The 18,467-nt window shown below is 54.6% G+C and carries 15 protein-coding genes; 5 read left to right on the top strand and 10 right to left on the bottom strand.

Annotation, left to right across the window (positions count from 1 at the left end; all coding sequences use genetic code 11):
• The first annotated feature begins 14 nt into the window (after window positions 1-14).
• Window positions 15-1,217: a serine hydrolase domain-containing protein gene (locus L466_RS09925; protein ID WP_032681996.1), complete on the top strand. Its 1,203-nt coding sequence runs from the start codon at window positions 15-17 to the stop codon at window positions 1,215-1,217.
• A 155-nt stretch (window positions 1,218-1,372) separates the two neighbouring features.
• Here L466_RS09925 and L466_RS09930 read toward each other — a convergent pair whose 3' ends face one another.
• From L466_RS09930 to L466_RS09950, 5 genes are all read right to left on the bottom strand, one after another.
• Entirely contained in the window at window positions 1,373-1,684 is a 312-nt protein-coding gene (locus tag L466_RS09930; RefSeq protein ID WP_032680992.1) for a hypothetical protein, read from the bottom strand.
• Between the two features lie 221 nt (window positions 1,685-1,905).
• Complete coding sequence (gene silA / locus L466_RS09935) at window positions 1,906-5,040, bottom strand: Cu(+)/Ag(+) efflux RND transporter permease subunit SilA (protein ID WP_032680991.1); 3,135 nt, start codon at window positions 5,038-5,040, stop codon at window positions 1,906-1,908.
• A gap of 10 nt (window positions 5,041-5,050) precedes the next feature.
• Window positions 5,051-6,301 (bottom strand): efflux RND transporter periplasmic adaptor subunit, encoded by a 1,251-nt coding sequence (locus L466_RS09940; RefSeq protein WP_032680990.1) that lies wholly within the window; start codon window positions 6,299-6,301, stop codon window positions 5,051-5,053.
• Between the two features lie 11 nt (window positions 6,302-6,312).
• The gene (cusF, locus tag L466_RS09945; protein WP_014170083.1) at window positions 6,313-6,654 is read right to left on the bottom strand and encodes a cation efflux system protein CusF; all 342 of its coding nucleotides are present in this window, start codon (window positions 6,652-6,654) and stop codon (window positions 6,313-6,315) included.
• A gap of 33 nt (window positions 6,655-6,687) precedes the next feature.
• The gene (locus L466_RS09950) at window positions 6,688-8,073 is read right to left on the bottom strand and encodes an efflux transporter outer membrane subunit (protein ID WP_032680989.1); all 1,386 of its coding nucleotides are present in this window, start codon (window positions 8,071-8,073) and stop codon (window positions 6,688-6,690) included.
• A 190-nt stretch (window positions 8,074-8,263) separates the two neighbouring features.
• Between L466_RS09950 and silR the strand changes: the two genes are divergently transcribed.
• Window positions 8,264-8,947 carry a copper/silver response regulator transcription factor SilR gene (gene silR, locus L466_RS09955; protein WP_032670366.1) on the top strand — a complete coding sequence of 228 codons (684 nt, stop codon included), beginning with the start codon at window positions 8,264-8,266 and terminating at the stop codon, window positions 8,945-8,947.
• Window positions 8,937-10,397 (top strand): Cu(+)/Ag(+) sensor histidine kinase, encoded by a 1,461-nt coding sequence (locus L466_RS09960; protein ID WP_032680988.1) that lies wholly within the window; start codon window positions 8,937-8,939, stop codon window positions 10,395-10,397. Before silR ends, L466_RS09960 begins: the two co-directional genes overlap by 11 nt.
• Here the strand turns inward: L466_RS09960 and L466_RS09965 are convergent.
• Complete coding sequence (locus L466_RS09965; RefSeq protein ID WP_032680987.1) at window positions 10,384-11,307, bottom strand: LysR family transcriptional regulator; 924 nt, start codon at window positions 11,305-11,307, stop codon at window positions 10,384-10,386. The two genes, L466_RS09960 and L466_RS09965, sit on opposite strands and share 14 nt — an antisense overlap.
• 116 nt (window positions 11,308-11,423) lie before the next feature.
• On the opposite strand from L466_RS09965, the gene L466_RS09970 reads away from it, so the two are divergent.
• Window positions 11,424-12,833, top strand: coding sequence for an MFS transporter (locus L466_RS09970; protein ID WP_032680986.1), 1,410 nt, complete (start codon window positions 11,424-11,426; stop codon window positions 12,831-12,833).
• 35 nt (window positions 12,834-12,868) lie between these two features.
• Here L466_RS09970 and L466_RS09975 read toward each other — a convergent pair whose 3' ends face one another.
• From L466_RS09975 to L466_RS09985, 3 genes are read right to left on the bottom strand one after another with little or no spacing between them, the layout of a single operon-like run.
• Complete coding sequence (locus L466_RS09975) at window positions 12,869-13,864, bottom strand: DUF2891 domain-containing protein (RefSeq protein ID WP_032680985.1); 996 nt, start codon at window positions 13,862-13,864, stop codon at window positions 12,869-12,871.
• Between the two features lie 26 nt (window positions 13,865-13,890).
• On the bottom strand, window positions 13,891-14,877 hold the full coding sequence (locus L466_RS09980; RefSeq protein WP_014170090.1) for a DUF979 domain-containing protein: 987 nt from the start codon (window positions 14,875-14,877) through the stop codon (window positions 13,891-13,893).
• Window positions 14,874-15,596, bottom strand: coding sequence for a DUF969 domain-containing protein (locus L466_RS09985; protein ID WP_014170091.1), 723 nt, complete (start codon window positions 15,594-15,596; stop codon window positions 14,874-14,876). The genes L466_RS09980 and L466_RS09985 overlap by 4 nt, the downstream gene beginning before the upstream one ends.
• 244 nt (window positions 15,597-15,840) lie before the next feature.
• On the opposite strand from L466_RS09985, the gene L466_RS09990 reads away from it, so the two are divergent.
• Entirely contained in the window at window positions 15,841-16,389 is a 549-nt protein-coding gene (locus L466_RS09990) for a winged helix DNA-binding protein (protein ID WP_014170092.1), read from the top strand.
• Here the strand turns inward: L466_RS09990 and glgX are convergent, their stop codons facing one another.
• On the bottom strand, window positions 16,390-18,465 hold the full coding sequence (gene glgX / locus L466_RS09995; RefSeq protein WP_032680984.1) for a glycogen debranching protein GlgX: 2,076 nt from the start codon (window positions 18,463-18,465) through the stop codon (window positions 16,390-16,392).
• Window positions 18,466-18,467 lie beyond the last annotated feature (2 nt).

The following is an 18,467-nucleotide window of genomic DNA, read 5'->3' as shown; positions in this document are numbered from 1 at the left end:
CACACATGACAGGTATGCAGAACATAACTCAACATTTTCGCTGGCTTCTGCTTGTTATCCCGTCACTGAGCGGTTGTGGCACCCTCTCGCAAATGTCCTCCCCGGCAGGAACACAGGAACTCCTCACCCATAAATCGCTGGACGGCGACGTTGATAGCGTGGTCCGTCACTATATGGCGCAAAAATCCGTTCCCGGGATGACGGTTGCGGTGATCCATAATTACGGTTCTCCGCAGTTTTACAGTTGGGGCGTAACCGATGCGGCCAATCGCTACCCGATCGGGTCCAATACCTTGTTTGCCCTCGGTTCGCTCAGCAAAGGGATTACGGCGGAAGTGGTGGCTTGTCTGGTGAACGAAGGAAGGCTGAGTTGGGACGATAACCTGTCGACATTGCTGCCACCGGGTACGCCCTTAAGCGCAGATGCACAAAAAATTACTCTACTGGAACTGGTGACCCACACCTCTGGCCTGCCCCGTCAGAATATGGATGTTCCGATGCTGGGAAAATTCATCAGCTATTTAAGCAGTGGCGATAACTTTTATGGCGAACTGGATAGCGATAACGTATTGCGCTATTTAGCCAACTGGCATGCACCACAGCATAAAATGCCGCAATACTCTAATACCGGCTATGCCCTGATTGGCTATATCCTGAAACACAAAACCGGCGAAGATATTCAGAGTTTAGCCTCGCGCTATATTTTTCAACCGCTGCAAATGGCTAACAGTAGTTTTACTCCCCAGACGTTAAAGGGATACCCGCAGCGTGCGCTTGGCCACGCTGGCGATCAGCCCAAATTCATCCCGCGCGGTCAGCTGACGCCCGACTGGCATTTTTCCAACAACATGGTAGCGGCAGCGAGTTTGTACAGTAACGCCGAAGATCTGGCCGCGTATGCCCGCTATCATGTGGCGACAACCGACAATCGCTTATTGGATAGCGTCTTTGCTGAAGTCAGTAATACCGATATTCAACGCTCCGACGGTGTACAGGGTATTGCCTGGACCACCGACTTTATCGGTCTGGAAAAAATTACTTATCAGGTAGGCTATATTGGCGGCTACTCAAGCTTTATCGGTTTCGATAAACAAAAAGGCAATGCGGTAGTCGTGCTTCAAAATGCATTTAACTGGAGTAACTATATTGGTATCGCACTATTAATGGATATGGCGAAAAACGATAACCAGAGAGAAGAACATTCTCGCGCGCTGTAACCTCGCCAGGTCATGTCTGCAAACCAACTGCAACGCTTCTCCGTATCGGCATGATACTGCTCAGCGGTGGCTGCATCTTTAGAAGAACTTCTAAAAGATGCTGAAAACGCCCCTCACTCGAGGGGCGTATAGCCGTGACATCCACCACGCGCCAGTTAATTCGCCTGATTCATACGGCGATGTTTCTCTGCCTGTTGCTGGTGAATAGCAGAAGACTGCCCATTGTTCGCCGTTTCATGCACAACGGCGGCCTTCTCATGCTCATTCATCGCAGAGAAAGACTTTGCCGATTCGGGAGTAGTATTACAGGGGCCAGCTTTGAGCATTTTCTTGTGCATCTCAGCCATGGTTTGATGCGCAGTTGCCTGAGCGTTATTAACCTGGTCGTGCATGTTGATCGTTTCTGCTGCCCAGCCAGATGAGGTGACAGCCATAATGGTGACAATGGATAACAGGATCTTTTTCATGGTCGAATCTCCTAAGTTTACATGCTCTGCAATATCGCTGAATGAAAAGTCAGAGATAAATGCATCGGCGTCTGAATTATCATTGATTATAAAAACCGACCTCTGTTTATCCCGTGACGGGCTGATGACATTTCTGTCACTGGGCCATACGGGGAATAACGCCCTGCCCCATACGCATAAAAAAGGACACTCCAGCGTGTCCTTTTAATATCGTCGCGCGTTTATTTATGTCTTCGCAGCCAGATTAATTTGTAGGCGGCCGGAATAATGAACAGGGATAACAGCGGAGCCGTAATCATTCCTCCAATCATCGGCGCGGCTATCCGGCTCATGACTTCTGAGCCCGCACCGGTTCCCCAGAGGATGGGCAACAGACCGGCAATGATAACCGCTACGGTCATCGCTTTCGGTCTCACGCGGAGTACCGCCCCCTGATAAAGGGCTTCATCGAGCCCTTCCGCGGTAAAGGTTTCCCGCTGGGCTAGCGCCGGATGGGCTTCAATGGCATGACGCAAGTACATCAGCATCACCACGCCAAACTCTGCTGCCACCCCGGCCAGGGCAATAAAGCCGGTTCCGGTCGCCACGGACATATGGAAGCCCTGCCAGTACAGGAACCAAATTCCGCCGACAAGGGCGAATGGCAGACTCATCAGAATAAGCAGTGCCTCATCAACACGACGGAATGCCAGATATAACAAAATGAATATGATCATTACCGTCATCGGCACCATCATTTTCAGTTTTTTATTGGCGTGTTCCAGCAATTCAAACTGTCCGGAGAAAGAGACACTGGTGCCCGGTCTTAATTTTACGTGCTGGCTGATAGCGGTTTTAATGTCGTTTACAACCGACACCATATCCCTGCCACGGGCATCAATATAAATCCAGCTGGCAGGACGGGCATTTTCCGTTTTCAGCATGGTAGGTCCGGAAACGACACGAATATCAGCGACATCGCCCAGGGTAATTTGCTGTTTCATGGGCGTCAGAATGGGCATCTGTTTCAGTGCCTGTGGGCTGTTTCGGTAATCCTGAGGGTAGCGGATATTGATCGGGTAACGGGCTACGCCCTCAACCGTCTCGCCGGTTGTTGCGCCACCGATGGCTGATGAGACAAACAGCTGCACATCACCCACCGTCATTCCGTATCGGGATGCTTTCTCGCGGTTGATATCCACGTCGATGTAGCGTCCGCCTTCCAGACGTTCTGCCAGTGCTGAAACCACGCCCGGCACGGTTTTGGCCACCGCTTCGATACGTTGTGCCGTGACATCAATATCAGACAAAACGGTGCCAGACACCTTGATACCGATTGGGCTTTTAATGCCGGTGGAGAGCATATCTATACGGTTACGGATCGGCGGTACCCAGAGGTTAGCCAGGCCGGGCAAACGCACGGTCTTATCCAGCTCATCAACGATCTTGTCAATCGTCATTCCTGGTCGCCACTGATCTTCAGGTTTGAGCTGAAGGGTGGTTTCGACCATTTCCAGTGGCGCGGAGTCGGTCGCCGTTTCGGCCTTACCGGTCTTACCAAATACGGACGCCACTTCAGGGACGGTTTTGATTAATTTGTCTGTCGTCTGCAAGAGCGCGGCAGCCTCCGCCGGCGATACGCCAGGTAACGTTGAAGGCATGTACAGCAGGTCGCCCTCATTGATCTTTGGCAGAAACTCCCCCCCGACCTGACTCAGCGGCCATATGACCGTAAAAATTGTTAACGCCGCAACCAGCAAGGTCGTTTTCGGCCAGTGGAGCACGCGAAGCAATAACGGGTGATAGGCATTAATCAGCAGTCGGTTCAGCGGGTTGCTGGTCTCCGCGGGGATTTTCCCTCTGATCCAGAACCCCATCAGTATAGGAATGACGATGATTGCCAGCGCGGCCGCGCCCGCCATGGCATACGTCTTCGTGAAGGCCAGCGGCCCAAACAGGCGCCCTTCCTGTCCCTCAAGCGTGAAAATGGGGATGAACGACAAGGTGATGATCAGCAGGCTGATAAAGAGCGCCGGGCCCACTTCAACGGACGCATCGGTAATGACCTTCCAGCGGGTTGCGTTGTCTATCTGCTCCCCAGGGTGTTGATGATCCCACTCTTCCAGTCGTTTATGCGCATTTTCAATCATCACAATGGCGGCATCCACCATCGCCCCCACGGCAATGGCAATCCCGCCCAGAGACATAATATTGGCGTTTAGCCCCTGGAAATGCATGACGATAAAGGCAATGCACAGGCCAAGCGGCAGAGAAACGATCGCCACCAGCGCAGAGCGGATATGCCAGAGGAACAGCGCACAGACGATGGCCACCACGATAAACTCTTCAAGGAGTTTGTTACTCAGGTTATCAATGGCGCGGTCAATTAACTGGCTGCGATCGTAGGTAGTCACCACCTCGACACCCTCTGGCAGGCTGGCTTTCAGCGTCTCCAGTTTGTCTTTCACTGCGGTAATAACTTCACGTGCGTTTTTCCCCGAGCGCAGGATCACGACGCCACCAGCAACTTCGCCCTGGCCGTTAAGTTCTGCAATGCCACGCCGCATTTCCGGGCCCGTTTGCACGCGGGCCACATCGCGCAGATAAACCGGCACGCCGTTCTCGCCCGTTTTCAGGACGATATTATTGAAATCATCAATGGACTGAAGGTAACCGCTGGCGCGGACCATGTACTCCGCTTCCGCCATTTCAATGGATGATCCCCCTGCTTCCTGGTTAGATGATTCGAGAGCCTGTTTAACGTCGGGCAGCGTGACACCGTACTGCGCCAGCTTCAACGGGTTAACCTGAATCTGATACTGCTTAACCACGCCGCCTACTGACGCAACCTCCGCGACGTTAGGGATGGTTTTCAGTTCGAATTTCAGGAACCAGTCCTGAAGGGAACGCAGTTCTGCAAGATCGTGTTTTCCGCTGTGATCCACCAGGGCATATTCAAATATCCAGCCGACACCGGTGGCATCTGGTCCTATTTCTGAGCTTACACCGGCAGGCAATTTGCCCTGAACCTGGTTCAGGTATTCCAGAACGCGCGAGCGAGCCCAGTAGAGGTCAGTACCGTCTTCAAAAATGACGTACACATAGGAGTCACCAAACTGGGAAAAACCACGCACGGTCTTTGCGCCGGGTACCGACAGCATGGTTGTCGTGAGCGGATACGTGACCTGATTTTCAACAATCTGCGGAGCCTGACCGGGATAGCTGGTTTTAATGATCACCTGCACATCAGACAGATCGGGCAATGCATCCACAGGGGTATTGATGATAGTCCATGTTCCCCAGACGCTGAGAAACAAAGCGCCCATCATCACCAGGAAACGGTTGGCGACGGAGCGCCGGATAATCCATTCAATCATCATCGTCTCCTTAATGGCCCGAATGCGCGTCGTCAGTTTTTTCAGGATGACGCATGCGCTCCAGCGCACCGCTAATATTGGCTTCGGAGTCAATCAGGAACAGACCGCTGACCACGACAGAATCGCCTTCGCTCAGTCCGCTGCCAATCGCGGACTGTTGCTGAGATTCATGCAGAACATGAATGTTTTTTGGCACAAAACGCCCTTCCGCATCGACCACAATCACCCGCTGTTCTTTGCCCGTATCAATCACGGCCTGGGATGGGATCAGCAGCATCTCCTGGCTCCTGGCGTTCAGTTTCAGGTAGGCGTTCATGCCGGGTTTCAGGCTTTCGTCTTGGTTGGAGACCTGCAGACGGACCTGCAGCGTGCGGGTAGTTTGATCCACGCTGGGGAGAATGTTCCATTTTTCAACGGCAAACGATTTATCCGGGTACGCGGGCACTGAAATTTCAAATTGCGAGCTGTCTTTGAGAAGATACGCAATGGATTCCGGCACGGCCGCACTGATCCAGACCGGATCCATCCCCTGAATTTGTGCCACCACATTATCTTTGGTAATGTTCATGCCCGCGCGCAGGTTAAACGCCGTAATCACGCCATCTATGGGGGCCTTGATAGTAAAACGGGTCTGGATACTCCGGGTCGCACGCAGTCGTTGAACATCCTCTTCCGGCATGCCGGCAAGACGTAGTCGCTCCAGAACACCTTTTATCTGGGTAGGGGTTCCGCCGGTACCCGATAACAACAGGAACTCGCTTTGCGCTTCTACCCATTCCGGAATGGTGATATCGATAAGCGGCGTCCCTTTTTTAACATGATCGCCCACGGTCAGTGGGTACACTCTCTCAACGAAACCCTCAGAACGCGCCTGCACAATGACAAACTGATATTCGTTATAACTGACGTTGGCCGGTATGGTCTGGGCGTAATTCAGCGATCCCCGCGTCACTTTCTGCGTTTTGAGTCCCAGGTTCTGAACCTGCGTCGGGTCAATACGAATACCCTCACTGCTTTTTTCGTCATTTTCATCGGCATATTTCGGCACCAGATCCATATCCATAAACGGAGATTTGCCGGGTTTATCAAACCGGGTATCCGGCTTCATCGGGTCATACCAGAAAAGAACTTTTCTCTCCGTCGTGGTCTGTTCTGTTTTTTCTGCGGGATACACCGACTGCCAGGCGATAACTGAAATCAGCCCTCCTGCAATAAGGCTGCCGATGATGACGGCAGCAAACTTTATTCTTAAAGAGGCCATGCTTTTTCTCGCTATTTAATGCTCTTGAGTAAAGAGATATTGCCCTGCTGAACAAACGTAAAATTAACGTGGCTGCCGGCTTTTAAGGCGAGAATAGTTTCGTCTGCCTGGACAAAGGTGAAACGCATGGTCATGGCGGGCCAGCCAATCGCTGGAATAGCATCATGCGCGATAGTGATTTTTTTAGTGCTCAGATCAACCGCTTTCACCACGCCGGTTCCCGCGATAACCTGCTCTGGCGTGGCTTGTGCTGCTGTGCTCATCTCCCCGTGCTGATGTGTTTCAGCATGCAGGCCTGCAGAAAATATAACGGAGAGTGCACCCAGTACGACCGCGTTAAATAAACTGTTCATTTTTTGATTTCCTGATGGAGTAATTAAAAGGAATTACTCAACCCAACCGCCACCCAGCGCGGTGAATAAGTTAATTTCATTCACCTGTCGGGAATAGATAAGGTCGAGAATGGTTTGTTGTGTTGCAAAAAGAGAACGTTCAGCATCGAGCACTTCAATGTAACTGACCGCGCCACTGGAATATAAACCTCTGGCTCGCTGCAGGGTGATATGTAGCGAATCAAGATAACGCTGCTGGGCGTCGAGTTGCTGACTGATGCTGTCCCGCAATGCGAGCGCGTCGGCGACCTGTTTAAAAGCCGCCTGAATTTTTTGTTCGTAATTGACGATTGACTGCTGCTGGCGAATTTCAGCCAGTTTGAGGTTGGCTTTATTCCTTCCGGCATTAAAAACAGGAATGTCAATTTTCGGAATAAAATTCCACATCCCGCTTCCTGCGGTGAAGAGGCTGGATAATTCCGTACTGCTTGCTGAAAGCCCGCTGGTTAGCGTAATGGACGGGAAAAAGGCGGCGCGCGCCGCGCCAATATTGGCATCAGCCGCTTTCAACTGATACTCCGCTTCCATAATGTCCGGGCGCTGAAGCAATATTTCTGACGGCAGACGAGGCGGCAGTTTGACGGGTGAAATCTCATCGACGCTGCCTCCTTTCTCTGCCGGCAGCGCGCGATAGGTTCCCAGAACCTGCTGCAGGGCATTATTGGCCTGAGCCAGCTCGCCTTCTCTTTTCGCTATGTCTGCACGGGTACTTTCAATCTGCCCCCGGGCCTGTTCAAGTGCCAGAACGTTGGTGCTGCCCGTTACCAGCTGTTGTTCAACAAAAGCCCAGGATTGTTGATAGTTTTTTAGCGTATCGCGGGCAATACGACGTTGTTTGTAGGCCAGCTGCTGGCTGAAATAGCTCTGCGACACGCTGGAGACGAGCAGGATATGCACGGCACGGCGAGCCTCCTCGCTGGCAAAATAGTTCTGTCTGTCAGCATCACTCATATTCCTGAGTTTGCCGAAGAAATCGAGTTCGTAACTGAGGTTCAACCCTGCGTCGTACTGCTGTGTGGTCGGCTTGTCCGTTTTCAGCCCGCCGCTGTAGGTCACACCTGACGAGGCATTCACCTGCGGATACCGGTCGGCATCCGTCACGTTGAACTGCGCACGCGCCTCTTCAACCTTGAGGGCGGCCATTTTTAAATCACGGTTGTTATTCAGGGCTTCGGCGATCAGTGCTGCGACCTGAGGATCGGTAAAAAAGCTACGCCATCCGCTGTCGTGATACCCCGCCACCACCGGCGTGAGGCTATTTCGGGATAACGAGAACTGCTGCGGAACCGGTGCTGGCGGACGCGCATATTCTGGTGCCAGCGAGACGCAGCCTGCCAGGAAAAATATTGTGCTAATGCTAAGTCGTTTTAATGTGCACATCACGCTTCTCGTCCAGGCAGACCTGGTAAATGTTTCAAATGAAGTCCAGAGTATTACCAGGGTTACTCTACAGCGTGCTTCCTGTTTGCCTGGTGACAGGATAATGACAATGTTGTCATTCTTAACGTAAGTCATTGATAACGGTTTGAGGCTCTCTAGAATGTCCAGAGCAGCCAGTCAGGGGAGTAAGATGAAAATACTGATCGTTGAAGACGAGATAAAAACCGGGGAGTACCTCAGCAAGGGGCTGACTGAGGCGGGGTTTGTGGTGGACCACGCTGACAATGGCCTGACCGGATATCATCTCGCCATGACCGCCGAGTATGACCTCCTGATTCTGGATATCATGCTTCCCGACGTGAACGGCTGGGATATCATCCGCATGCTACGTTCCGCCGGGAAGGGAATGCCGGTTCTGTTACTCTCAGCCCTTGGCACTATTGAACACCGGGTGAAGGGTCTTGAACTGGGCGCGGATGATTACCTGATCAAACCCTTTGCCTTTGCGGAGCTTCTCGCCCGCGTCAGGACGCTTCTGCGACGGGGCAATACGGTGATCACGGAAAGCCAGTTTCAGGTGGCTGATCTGATGATTGATCTCGTGTCCAGAAAGGTGAGCCGCGCGGGAAACCGCATCCTGCTGACCAGTAAAGAGTTCAGCCTGCTGGAGTTTTTTATGCGACACCAGGGGGAAGTGCTGCCCCGCTCCCTGATTGCATCCCAGGTCTGGGACATGAATTTTGACAGCGACACCAACGCGATTGATGTCGCCGTCAAACGGCTTCGCGCGAAAATAGACAATGATTATGAGCCGAAGTTGATCCAGACGGTCCGCGGCGTGGGGTACATGCTGGAGGCACCGGATGCGCGTTAAATTACCCAGACGCCCTTTTTCATTAGCCCTGAGGCTGACGTTTTTTATCAGCCTCTCCACGATACTGGCATTTTTCGCCTTCACCTGGTTTATGCTGCACTCCGTTGAAAAGCATTTTGCCGAGCAGGATATCAACGATCTGCAGCAAATCAGTACCGCGATGCACCGTATCCTGCAGTCCCCGGCAGATCCGGACGAGAAGAAAATCAGTAAAATCAAAGAGTCAATTGCCAGCTATCGTAACGTTGCGGTTCTGCTTCTCGACGCGCGTGGAGAGGTGTTGTTCAGTACGGCGCAGGGGGCAGCGTTACGCCCTGCCGTGAACACGGCGGCATTCAGCACGCACAGCCGGGCACGGGATGTGTTTCTCTGGACGGTAGATGCCCCCACCCTGCAGAGTCATTCCGGCGCTGAGATGAAAAGTGACACGTACCGGATTATCGCCTCGTCAGGCACGGCAACGCTGCAGGGAAAAGCGCAGAATTACGTTATGCTGATCGGGCTTTCTATTAATTTCCATCTCCATTACCTCGATGCGCTGAAAAAGAACCTGATTGCGATTGCCGTGGTGATCAGCCTGCTGATTATTCTTATCATTCGAATCGCGGTCCGTCAGGGACACCTGCCGCTGCGTAACGTCAGCAATGCCATTAAAAATATCACCTCTGAAAATCTCGATGCGAGGCTGGAACCGTCGCGCGTTCCGGTTGAACTGGAGCAACTGGTGATATCGTTCAATCATATGATTGAAAAGATTGAAGATGTGTTCACCCGCCAGGCGAATTTTTCTGCCGATATCGCCCACGAAATCAGAACCCCCATCACCAATCTGGTGACCCAGACTGAAATCGCACTCAGCCAGAACCGGACGCCGAAAGAGCTGGAAGATATCCTCTACTCCAGCCTTGAAGAGTATAACCGGATGACCCGGATGGTCAGCGATATGCTGTTCCTGGCGCAGGCGGATAACAATCAGCTGATCCCGGACAGGGTGATGTTTGATTTAAGCGCGGAGGTCATTAAAGTCTTTGATTTCTTCGAGGCCTGGGCGGAAGAACGTCATATCACGCTGACGTTTCACGGGATGCCCTGTCTGATCGAAGGCGATCCGCAGATGTTCAGACGCGCAATCAACAACCTGTTATCCAATGCCCTGCGCTATACGCCGGAAGGCAAGACGGTAACCGTCTCAATCGCCGAACGGGAAAACGATTTTGAGCTGATGATTGCCAACCCCGGGAAACCTGTCCCGCAAGAACATCTACCCAGGCTGTTTGACCGTTTTTACCGGGTGGATCCTTCCAGGCAGCGAAAAGGCGAAGGCAGCGGGATTGGTCTTGCCATTGTGAAGTCAATTGTCACCGCGCATCATGGCAAAGTCCGCGTCGAATCGGATGCTCAGTCGACGCGCTTTATCTTGTCCGTGCCTAAGCGGGTTACCCAGTACTGAGTGGTTGCTGCACAGCCCGACACACGTCCAGCACTTTCTCTCTCAGCCAGCGGTGCCCCGGATCCCTTTCCATTCGCGGGTGCCACATCTGCGATACCGTAATGGTTCGGGTTTTAAACGGCAGTTCAAAGACATGCACACTCTGCGCCATCGGCTGGTTCAGCAGATACAATGCCGGAACCATGGCGATCAGATCGGACGCCAGCGCCACGGATAACGCCGTCGGGAAACCGGGCACGACGCTGGCAATTTTGCGCTTCATCCCCACTTCTGCCAGCGCATCGTCGACAAAGCCGTGTAGCGACCCGTCGGGCGCGGCAACCACGTGGCCCCAGGAAACATAATCGTGAAGGCTGACCGTGGGGTGTGCCGCCAGCGGATGTCCCTTACGCACCGCGGCAATGAACCGATCCTGAAATAATCGCTGCAGGCGTATTTCAGGTCCCATGTTGCTCTGCACGCCAATTTCCAGGTCAACCAGCCCTTCCCGTAGATAGCGTGACGTTTTCTCGGGCTTCGGCGAGAACCGAATACACACATCGGGCGCAGCTTCGGCCACGGCGGCAATCAGCAATGGGCCAAATGCAACCACAAAACCATCATTGGCTCTGATGGTGAACAGCCGCTCGAGGTTTTCCACCTTCAGCGTTTCAGTGGAGGGCTGCAGTACGGCTCTAGCCTCATACACGGCGCCTCGGGCTCGCTCCCGGGTGGCCTCGGCCCAGGGCGTCAGCACCATATTACGCCCTGCCCGCACCAGGATCGGGTCGCCGGTCACCTCTCGCAACCGGCTCAGGGTACGGCTCATGGCTGACGTACTCAGGTTTAAACGCCGCGCCGCGCCCGCCACGCTGGCTTCGGCCAGCAGGACGTCGAGGGCGACAAGCAAATTAAAATCCGGATCGGACATGATGCATCCTCAGATAGGGCGTTGTATGCAACTGAACAGTGCAACTGCTGCGTCTTCCGCCTTGTATATCCCATGATTATAGTTTCGTCATCAACATTCTTTCCGGAGTTACGACGATGACGCTATTTTCAAACCAGCCCGGCGACGAAGGATTGCCCGGCCATGAACGCGCCCGGGTGATGGCCGCGGTAATGACCACCACGCTGATGGGCGTTTTTGATGGCACCATGATCAACATCGCCTTGCCTTCGATGGCAAGCGCGATGCAGGTGCCCGCGAATGTGGCCGTCTGGTTCGCCAATGGGTATCTGTTGTCCGCGGCCATGACTCTGGCCATCTTCGCTGCCCTGGCGGCCCGGGTTGGCTACCGCCCGGTGTTTCTGACCGGACTTGCCGTCTTTACACTCACCTCGCTCGGCTGCGCGCTGGCCCGCACCCCGGACATGCTGATCGGGATGCGGATTTTGCAGGGGATTGGCGGGGCGGCCACACTGAGTATTGCCCCAGCGATACTGCGCGCCGTCTTTCCCGGTCGACTGCTTGGCCGCATTCTGGGACTGCACGCCCTGCTGATCGCCTCCAGCACGGCCATTGCACCCGTACTGGGCGGGACGATCCTGGACGTACTGCGCTGGCAGTGGTTATTCGCCATTAACCTTGTTCCCGGAACGATTGCCCTGCTGTTGGCCTGGAAGGCCTTACCACGACAGCCGGCTTTAGATCCTTCTCCGTTCGATGCCCCGGGGGCACTGCTCTCCGCGGTCCTGTTGGGGGCAATGATCATGACGGCCAACAGTTTCCAGCGTGCTTCGCACCACATCAGCCACGAGGCTATCAGCTGGGCGCTGCTCGCCACGATTAGCGCCATCACCTTTGTCTGGCATATTCGCCGCGCCCGAAGCCCCATACTGCCTCCCGTTATTTTTCACAATGGACGCTTTACGCTCGCCGCGCTCACGTCGCTGGCCTCGTTTGTGAGCCAGGGCATCACCTTTATCGCCCTGCCGTTCCTGTTTCAGAGCGTGTACGGCTACAGTCCGGTGGTCTCCGCGCTGCTGTTCACGCCCTGGCCGATAGGCATCGTACTGATCGCGCCGCATGCGGGCCGCTGGGCAGACACAATTTCAGCCCCGCTGATATCTACCCTTGGGCTTATCGTGTTTGTGGTGGGGTTGATCCTGCTCGCGACACTGCCCGCCAGCCCTTCCGCATGGAATATCTGCCTGAGAAGCCTGGTGTGCGGGATCGGTTTTGGCTGTTTCCAGAGTCCCAATAACCGGGAAATGCTCTCTAACGTGGTACGGGAGTATGCCAGCTACGCATCCGGTGTACTGGCTATCGTGCGGACGTTTGGACAATGCCTGGGGGCTGCCGTGGTCGGCGTTCTGCTGGCCACAACGCAGAATCAGCCGGCTTTTGACGATCGGGCCGTTCATTATTCACTGTGGATTGCGGTCATTGCTTCGGCGGTTTCTGTCGTGTTTAGCGTGAGCCGGCTGCGCGCCACGCGTCAGGCTACGGCATAAACACGGTGCAGCGCACTACGCGCTGCACCTGTGATTTACTCCAGCGCCAGCAGCGCAAAACTCGCCAGCCAGTGTCCACCGCTGTAGTGGCTTCCCACCACATGCTCGACGCTTGCCGCCAGATGTCGGTTGACTGCCTCGCGCAGCGCCTGTTGTCCCGGATGGTTATCCGGCAGCGCGCGGGCAATATGCTTCATGCACCAGGCGCGGCTGAGGTTTAACCCATCCAGATGGGCAATTTTCGGGTCGGTACGATCGCTCACTTCTGCCGGGTGCATCAGGGCCGAAACAGACCCCACATCAGGAAGAAAGGCGTCAAACCACGCCGGGAAATGCTCCGCCACCTTACTCATCAACAGCGCTTCCGTCAGCGCGCCGGAAATGTACTCATCACCACCCGGTTCATAGTGGGCCGGGTAATGCGTGTCAGCCAGATAAAAGCGCGTCGCCGCCGTCAGAATAGCCTGTTCAAGGGCGTTATCCTGCACTTCACGGGCGTAATCAATCCCCAGCGCCAGGGCAAAAGCGGTGTTGTAATGCGTACCGACACGGATCGGATAGGTGAGCTTGCTGAGGTAATCCACCAGTCTGTCGCGAATGTCCTGCGTTAACGGCTGCAGTGTCTGATACCAGCTGGCGGCCTGAGGTAACGCGGATTGCTTCAGCTCCTGCGCCAGCGCCAGAAGCCAGCCGTAGCCATAAGGGCGCTCGAACGAGGCGCGAAACGGTGCATTGAAATAGGCCAGCTCTTTCGCCACCTTCTCCTGCGTGATGTGTTCATCAAACAGGGCAACAATTTCATCCCGGCACGACAGTTCAGGGTAAAGCCGCACGCAGCGCAGCAGCAGCCAGTAGCCGTGCACCGCCGAGTGCCAGTCGAAGCAGCCATAAAAAATGGGGTGCAGTTCGCGAGGTGGCAGGACATCACCGTCATCATTAAGCAGGTGCATAATGTGGTTCGGATATTCCTGGCGTAAATAGGTCAAAGGCATGCGGGCAAACGCGTCGGCCTGGTGTTGCGTTAATTCCATATCAGCTCCTTAGATCGTTGCCGCGCTTAGCGAAAAACGAGGAAATACATTAAGAACACGTTGACCACCAGCAGGGTTAACGCCGTTGGGATCTGGATCTTGATCACCTGGTACTTATCTTTAAGCTCCAGCAGCGCGGCCGGAACGATATTAAAGTTGGCCGCCATCGGCGTCATCAGCGTGCCGCAATAGCCCGCGTACATGCCAATCGCCAGCAGCGGTGCCGGGTTACCATGGTGAACGTTAATCAGGAACGGCAAGGCGATACCGGCGCTGAGCACCGGGAATGCCGCGAAGGCGTTGCCCATGATCATAGTGAAAAGCGCCATGCCCACGCAGTAAATCACCACCAGCATGAACCGGCTATCGGGGTTCACAAACAGGCTTACGACCTTCTGGACTGACTCGCCGGTGTTCGCCACCACAAATACCCCGCCCAGCATGGCCAGCATCTGTGGCAAAATCACCGCCCAGCCAATGGTGTCGACCAGGCGTCGGGACTGGCGAATAGCCTGCAATGGCGTGCCTTTGGTCAGCCACCAGCCGGTCAGGATCGCCGCCACACAGGCGACGCACAGTGCCGCCAGCGTGAGCTGTTTCTGGTCAAGAAGGAATACGCCCCCTATCGACACCCCTTTCAGGAATAATGTCCCGATCACCGTAACCACCGGGATCATCAGCGCAGGCAGGAAAAGCCAGTTTTTCAGCCGCGTTGACGAGGCTTCGCGCTCGGCATCGGTAGCCATTTTATAATGCCCCTTCCCGACCAGACCAAAGCCCGCCAGCAGAGCAATCACAATGACGCAGCCGCCGATAATTCGATAAGCAAGGGATTTGCCCAGCTCCTGCACCATCAGGTCACCAAACAGGAAGATCCCGCCGAACAGGAACCAGAACAGCGCGGTGGTAAAACGTTTAGGATTCGCGCGATCGCGCAGGGTCATCACGACCAGCAGCATCACGACAAAGCCGATCAGGTAATACACGCGGTTAATGGTGATCAGGGTCATCATGGCGCGATCTCCTGTGTACCCTGCTCAGCGCGCCAGGACATAACGTCACGACGGATGCTGGCATCCAGACGCAACAGGCGCGTCATATGAATAATCAATGCCGCGATGGCGGTCGGAATGGCCCACAGACCGATATGCAATGGTTCAATGCCCTGTATCCCATTCTCTTTCAGGAAAGCGTCGATCAGCAGCACCGCGCCAAACGCGATAAAAATATCTTCGCCAAAGAAAACCGCGATGTTATCGCACGCCGCGGCATGCGCTTTGATCTTGTCCCGGATATGTTGCGGCAGTTCGCCATACTCATTGAGCGCTGCGCCTTCGGCCATCGGTGCCAGCAGAGGACGAACGGTCTGAGCATGCCCACCCAGCGACATCAATCCCAGCGCGGCCGTCCCTTCACGCGCCACAAAATAGAGCATCAGAATACGTGCCGAGGTGGCGCTGGCAATCTTTGCCACCCACGCCTGCGCCCGCTCTTTCAACCCGTAATATTCCAGCAGGCCAATAACCGGCAGGATCAGAATAAAGGTTGCCAGGGAACGACTGTTGACGAACTTCTCGCCAAAGGTCTCCAGCAACATCCCAAAATCCATGCCAACCAGCAGTCCGGTAGCCAGCCCCGCCACCACAACCACCAGTAGCGGGTTGAAACGCAGAGCAAAACCAATAACCACCACCGGTATACCGATGAGCGGCAACAGTGTCGAACCGTCCATAAACGTTTACCCTATCCAAAGTGAGCGTTGCGCGCCGGCGGCTATTTTTTTAATACTTCGCATCATGGCGAAGCGGGATGCAGTGCGGCGCGCGATGTTGTGTTTTGCGTCAGGCTCCGCAGAACCTGCACTAAAAAGCTATATCTGAACCACAAAAACATGTAAACAATTTATCAATAAAATGTTCTTATTTTATCGATGAGTTTACATTTCCGGGCCAACGTCACCCCCCGTAAGGAACGTTATGACTGCAAAGAAGAGTGCTGGATCATCAAATCACGACGATATAACCGATGGCCGTATCGTGTCCTCTCGCCATCTGGTATCGGAACGTTGCGCGGAATTATCAGAGCTGGAGTACGCGTTGATCATGACCAGCAACGCGTTTAACAAATGGATGGTGCGCTGCATGACCGCAGCCGGTGAGCCAGATATGGGCGCTTTTGATGTCTCGCTTCTGCATCACGTGAACCACCGCGATCGCAAGAAAAAGCTGGCCGACATCTGTTTTGTCCTGAACGTGGAAGATACCCATGTGGTGACGTATGCACTGAAGAAGCTGGTCAAGGCGGGCTACGTGACGAGTGAAAAAGCCGGAAAAGAGCTCTATTTCTCAACGACGGAGGAAGGGAAAGCGCTATGCATGAAATACCGCGACGTGCGGGAAGCGTGCCTGATCAATATCCATGCGGAGAGCGGGATTTCCGGAGCGTCTATTGGTGACACCGCGCAGTTGCTCCGGACCATATCTTCCCTGTATGACACCGCCGCGCGGGCGGCGGCATCGCTGTAGTTAAGGGCGTCTGAAAAGCGAAATACTTCGTCCGGCCAGATGGTATTCCACGGCTTTGGTGATGACCGTCCCGGGGACAACGTCATCCGCCGTGGAGAGTTCCAGTACCCAGCCTCCTTCGCCAAACTGGGGGATCTGGAACGGCACGGTGCCTTCAAACGGGTTAAACAGCATCAGCACATCGTGCCAGAGGCCCGGCTCCTGTCTGAGGTCCGGTCTGCTGATGGATACGCCGAGGGTTGAACCTTCATCCCACTGCTCATCCTGCTGCGGGCCGCCGCCGGCGTTAAACCAGCGGATCTCAAGTCCGTCGCGCCAGCTTTCTCGCCGCAGCAATGGCTGTTTCGCGCGAAGGGCAATCAGATGGCGGGTAAAGTCGCGCAGGGCGGTGTCGTTTTCCGATAACCCCTTCCAGTCGATCCAGGAGATCTCGCTGTCCTGGCAATACCCGTTATTGTTCCCCTTTTGCGTACGGCCAAACTCGTCCCCGGCCAGCAGCATTGGCGTGCCGTGAGAGAACAACAGCGTGGTGAGGAAATTACGCTTCTGCCGCTCCCGGGTAGCGATAATATCCGGATTCTCTGTCGGCCCTTCCTCTCCGTAGTTATACGACCGGTTATCGTTGTGCCCGTCGTTATTGTCTTCACCATTGTCGGCATTATGCTTTTCGTTGTAAGACACCAGGTCGTTCAACGTAAAGCCGTCGTGGGCGGTAATAAAGTTGATGCTGGCCCACGGACGGCGTCCGCGCAGGTCGTACAAGTCACCGGAACCGAGCAGGCGCGCGGCGAAGTCGTTAGACACGTTATCGCCCTTCCAGTACTCACGTACGGTATCGCGGTATTTGTCGTTCCACTCCCCCCAGCCTGGCGGGAAGCCGCCGACCTGATAACCGCCGGGGCCGATATCCCAGGGCTCACCAATCAGCTTCAGACGGGATAACACCGGATCCTGCGTGACGGCATCGAAAAAGCCACCGCGCGGATCAAAGCCTTCGGGCTCACGGCCCAGAATTGTCCCGAGGTCGAAACGGAAACCGTCAATATGCATCGATTCGGCCCAGTAGCGCAGTGAATCCATCACCATCTGCAGCACTCTCGGGTGGGAGGTATTCACCGTATTCCCCGTGCCGGTGTCGTTAATGTAATACCGGTGTTGATCGGGTAAGGTGCGGTAATAGCTGAAGTTATCGATGCCCTTAAACGACAGCGTTGGGCCGAGCTCATTGCCTTCTGCCGTGTGGTTATAGACAACATCAAGGATCACCTCGATGCCTGCGTCATGATAGGCGCGCACCATATCGCGAAAACCCTGGATCCCCGCCGGACCGTAATAGCGTGACGCCGGCGCAAAGAAGCCGAGCGTGTTGTAGCCCCAGAAGTTTTTCAGCCCCCTGTCGAGCAGGTGTTGATCGTCCGGGAACCAGTGAACCGGAAGCAGTTCAACCGAGGTGATGCCAAGGCTTTTGATGTAATCGACCGAGGCTTTGTGTCCCATCCCTTCAAACGTACCGCGAAGTTCAGGCGGGATCGCCGGGTTAAGCTGGGTAAAGCCCTTCACGTGGCTCTCATACACAACGGTATTCGGCCACGGAATGGTTGGCCGGTTATCATCCTGCCAGTCAAAAGCATTGGGGTCGATGACCTTGCATTTTGGCGTGAACGGCGCGCTGTCGCGGGTATCAAAACTGAGGTCGAGATCGTCATGACCCAGCTCATAGCCGAAATGGGCGTCGTTCCAGTCGATATCGCCCACCAGTTCACGGGCATACGGATCGATAAGCAGTTTATTGGGGTTGAAGCGATGCCCGTTTTCCGGGTCATAGGGGCCGTAGACACGATAGCCGTACAGCGCGCCAGGCTTCAGATCCGGCACATAGCCGTGCCACACTTCATGGGTATATTCCGGCAGCTCCAGCCGGGCGATTTCGGTTTTTCCTGAAGGGTCAAACAGACAGAGCTCAACTCGCTCCGCATGTGCTGAAAACAGCGCAAAGTTGACCCCCTTCCCGTCATAATTTGCGCCTTGCTGCTGGCCATGACCGGCCCGAATTTCAAACGTATTATCCTTTGGCATTT

Source organism: Enterobacter sp. BIDMC 30, from assembly GCF_000534355.1.
GTDB lineage: Bacteria > Pseudomonadota > Gammaproteobacteria > Enterobacterales > Enterobacteriaceae > Enterobacter > Enterobacter ludwigii.
The sequence above is the reverse complement of the archived record's forward strand: the minus strand, read 5'-3'. Positions and strand labels throughout refer to the sequence as shown.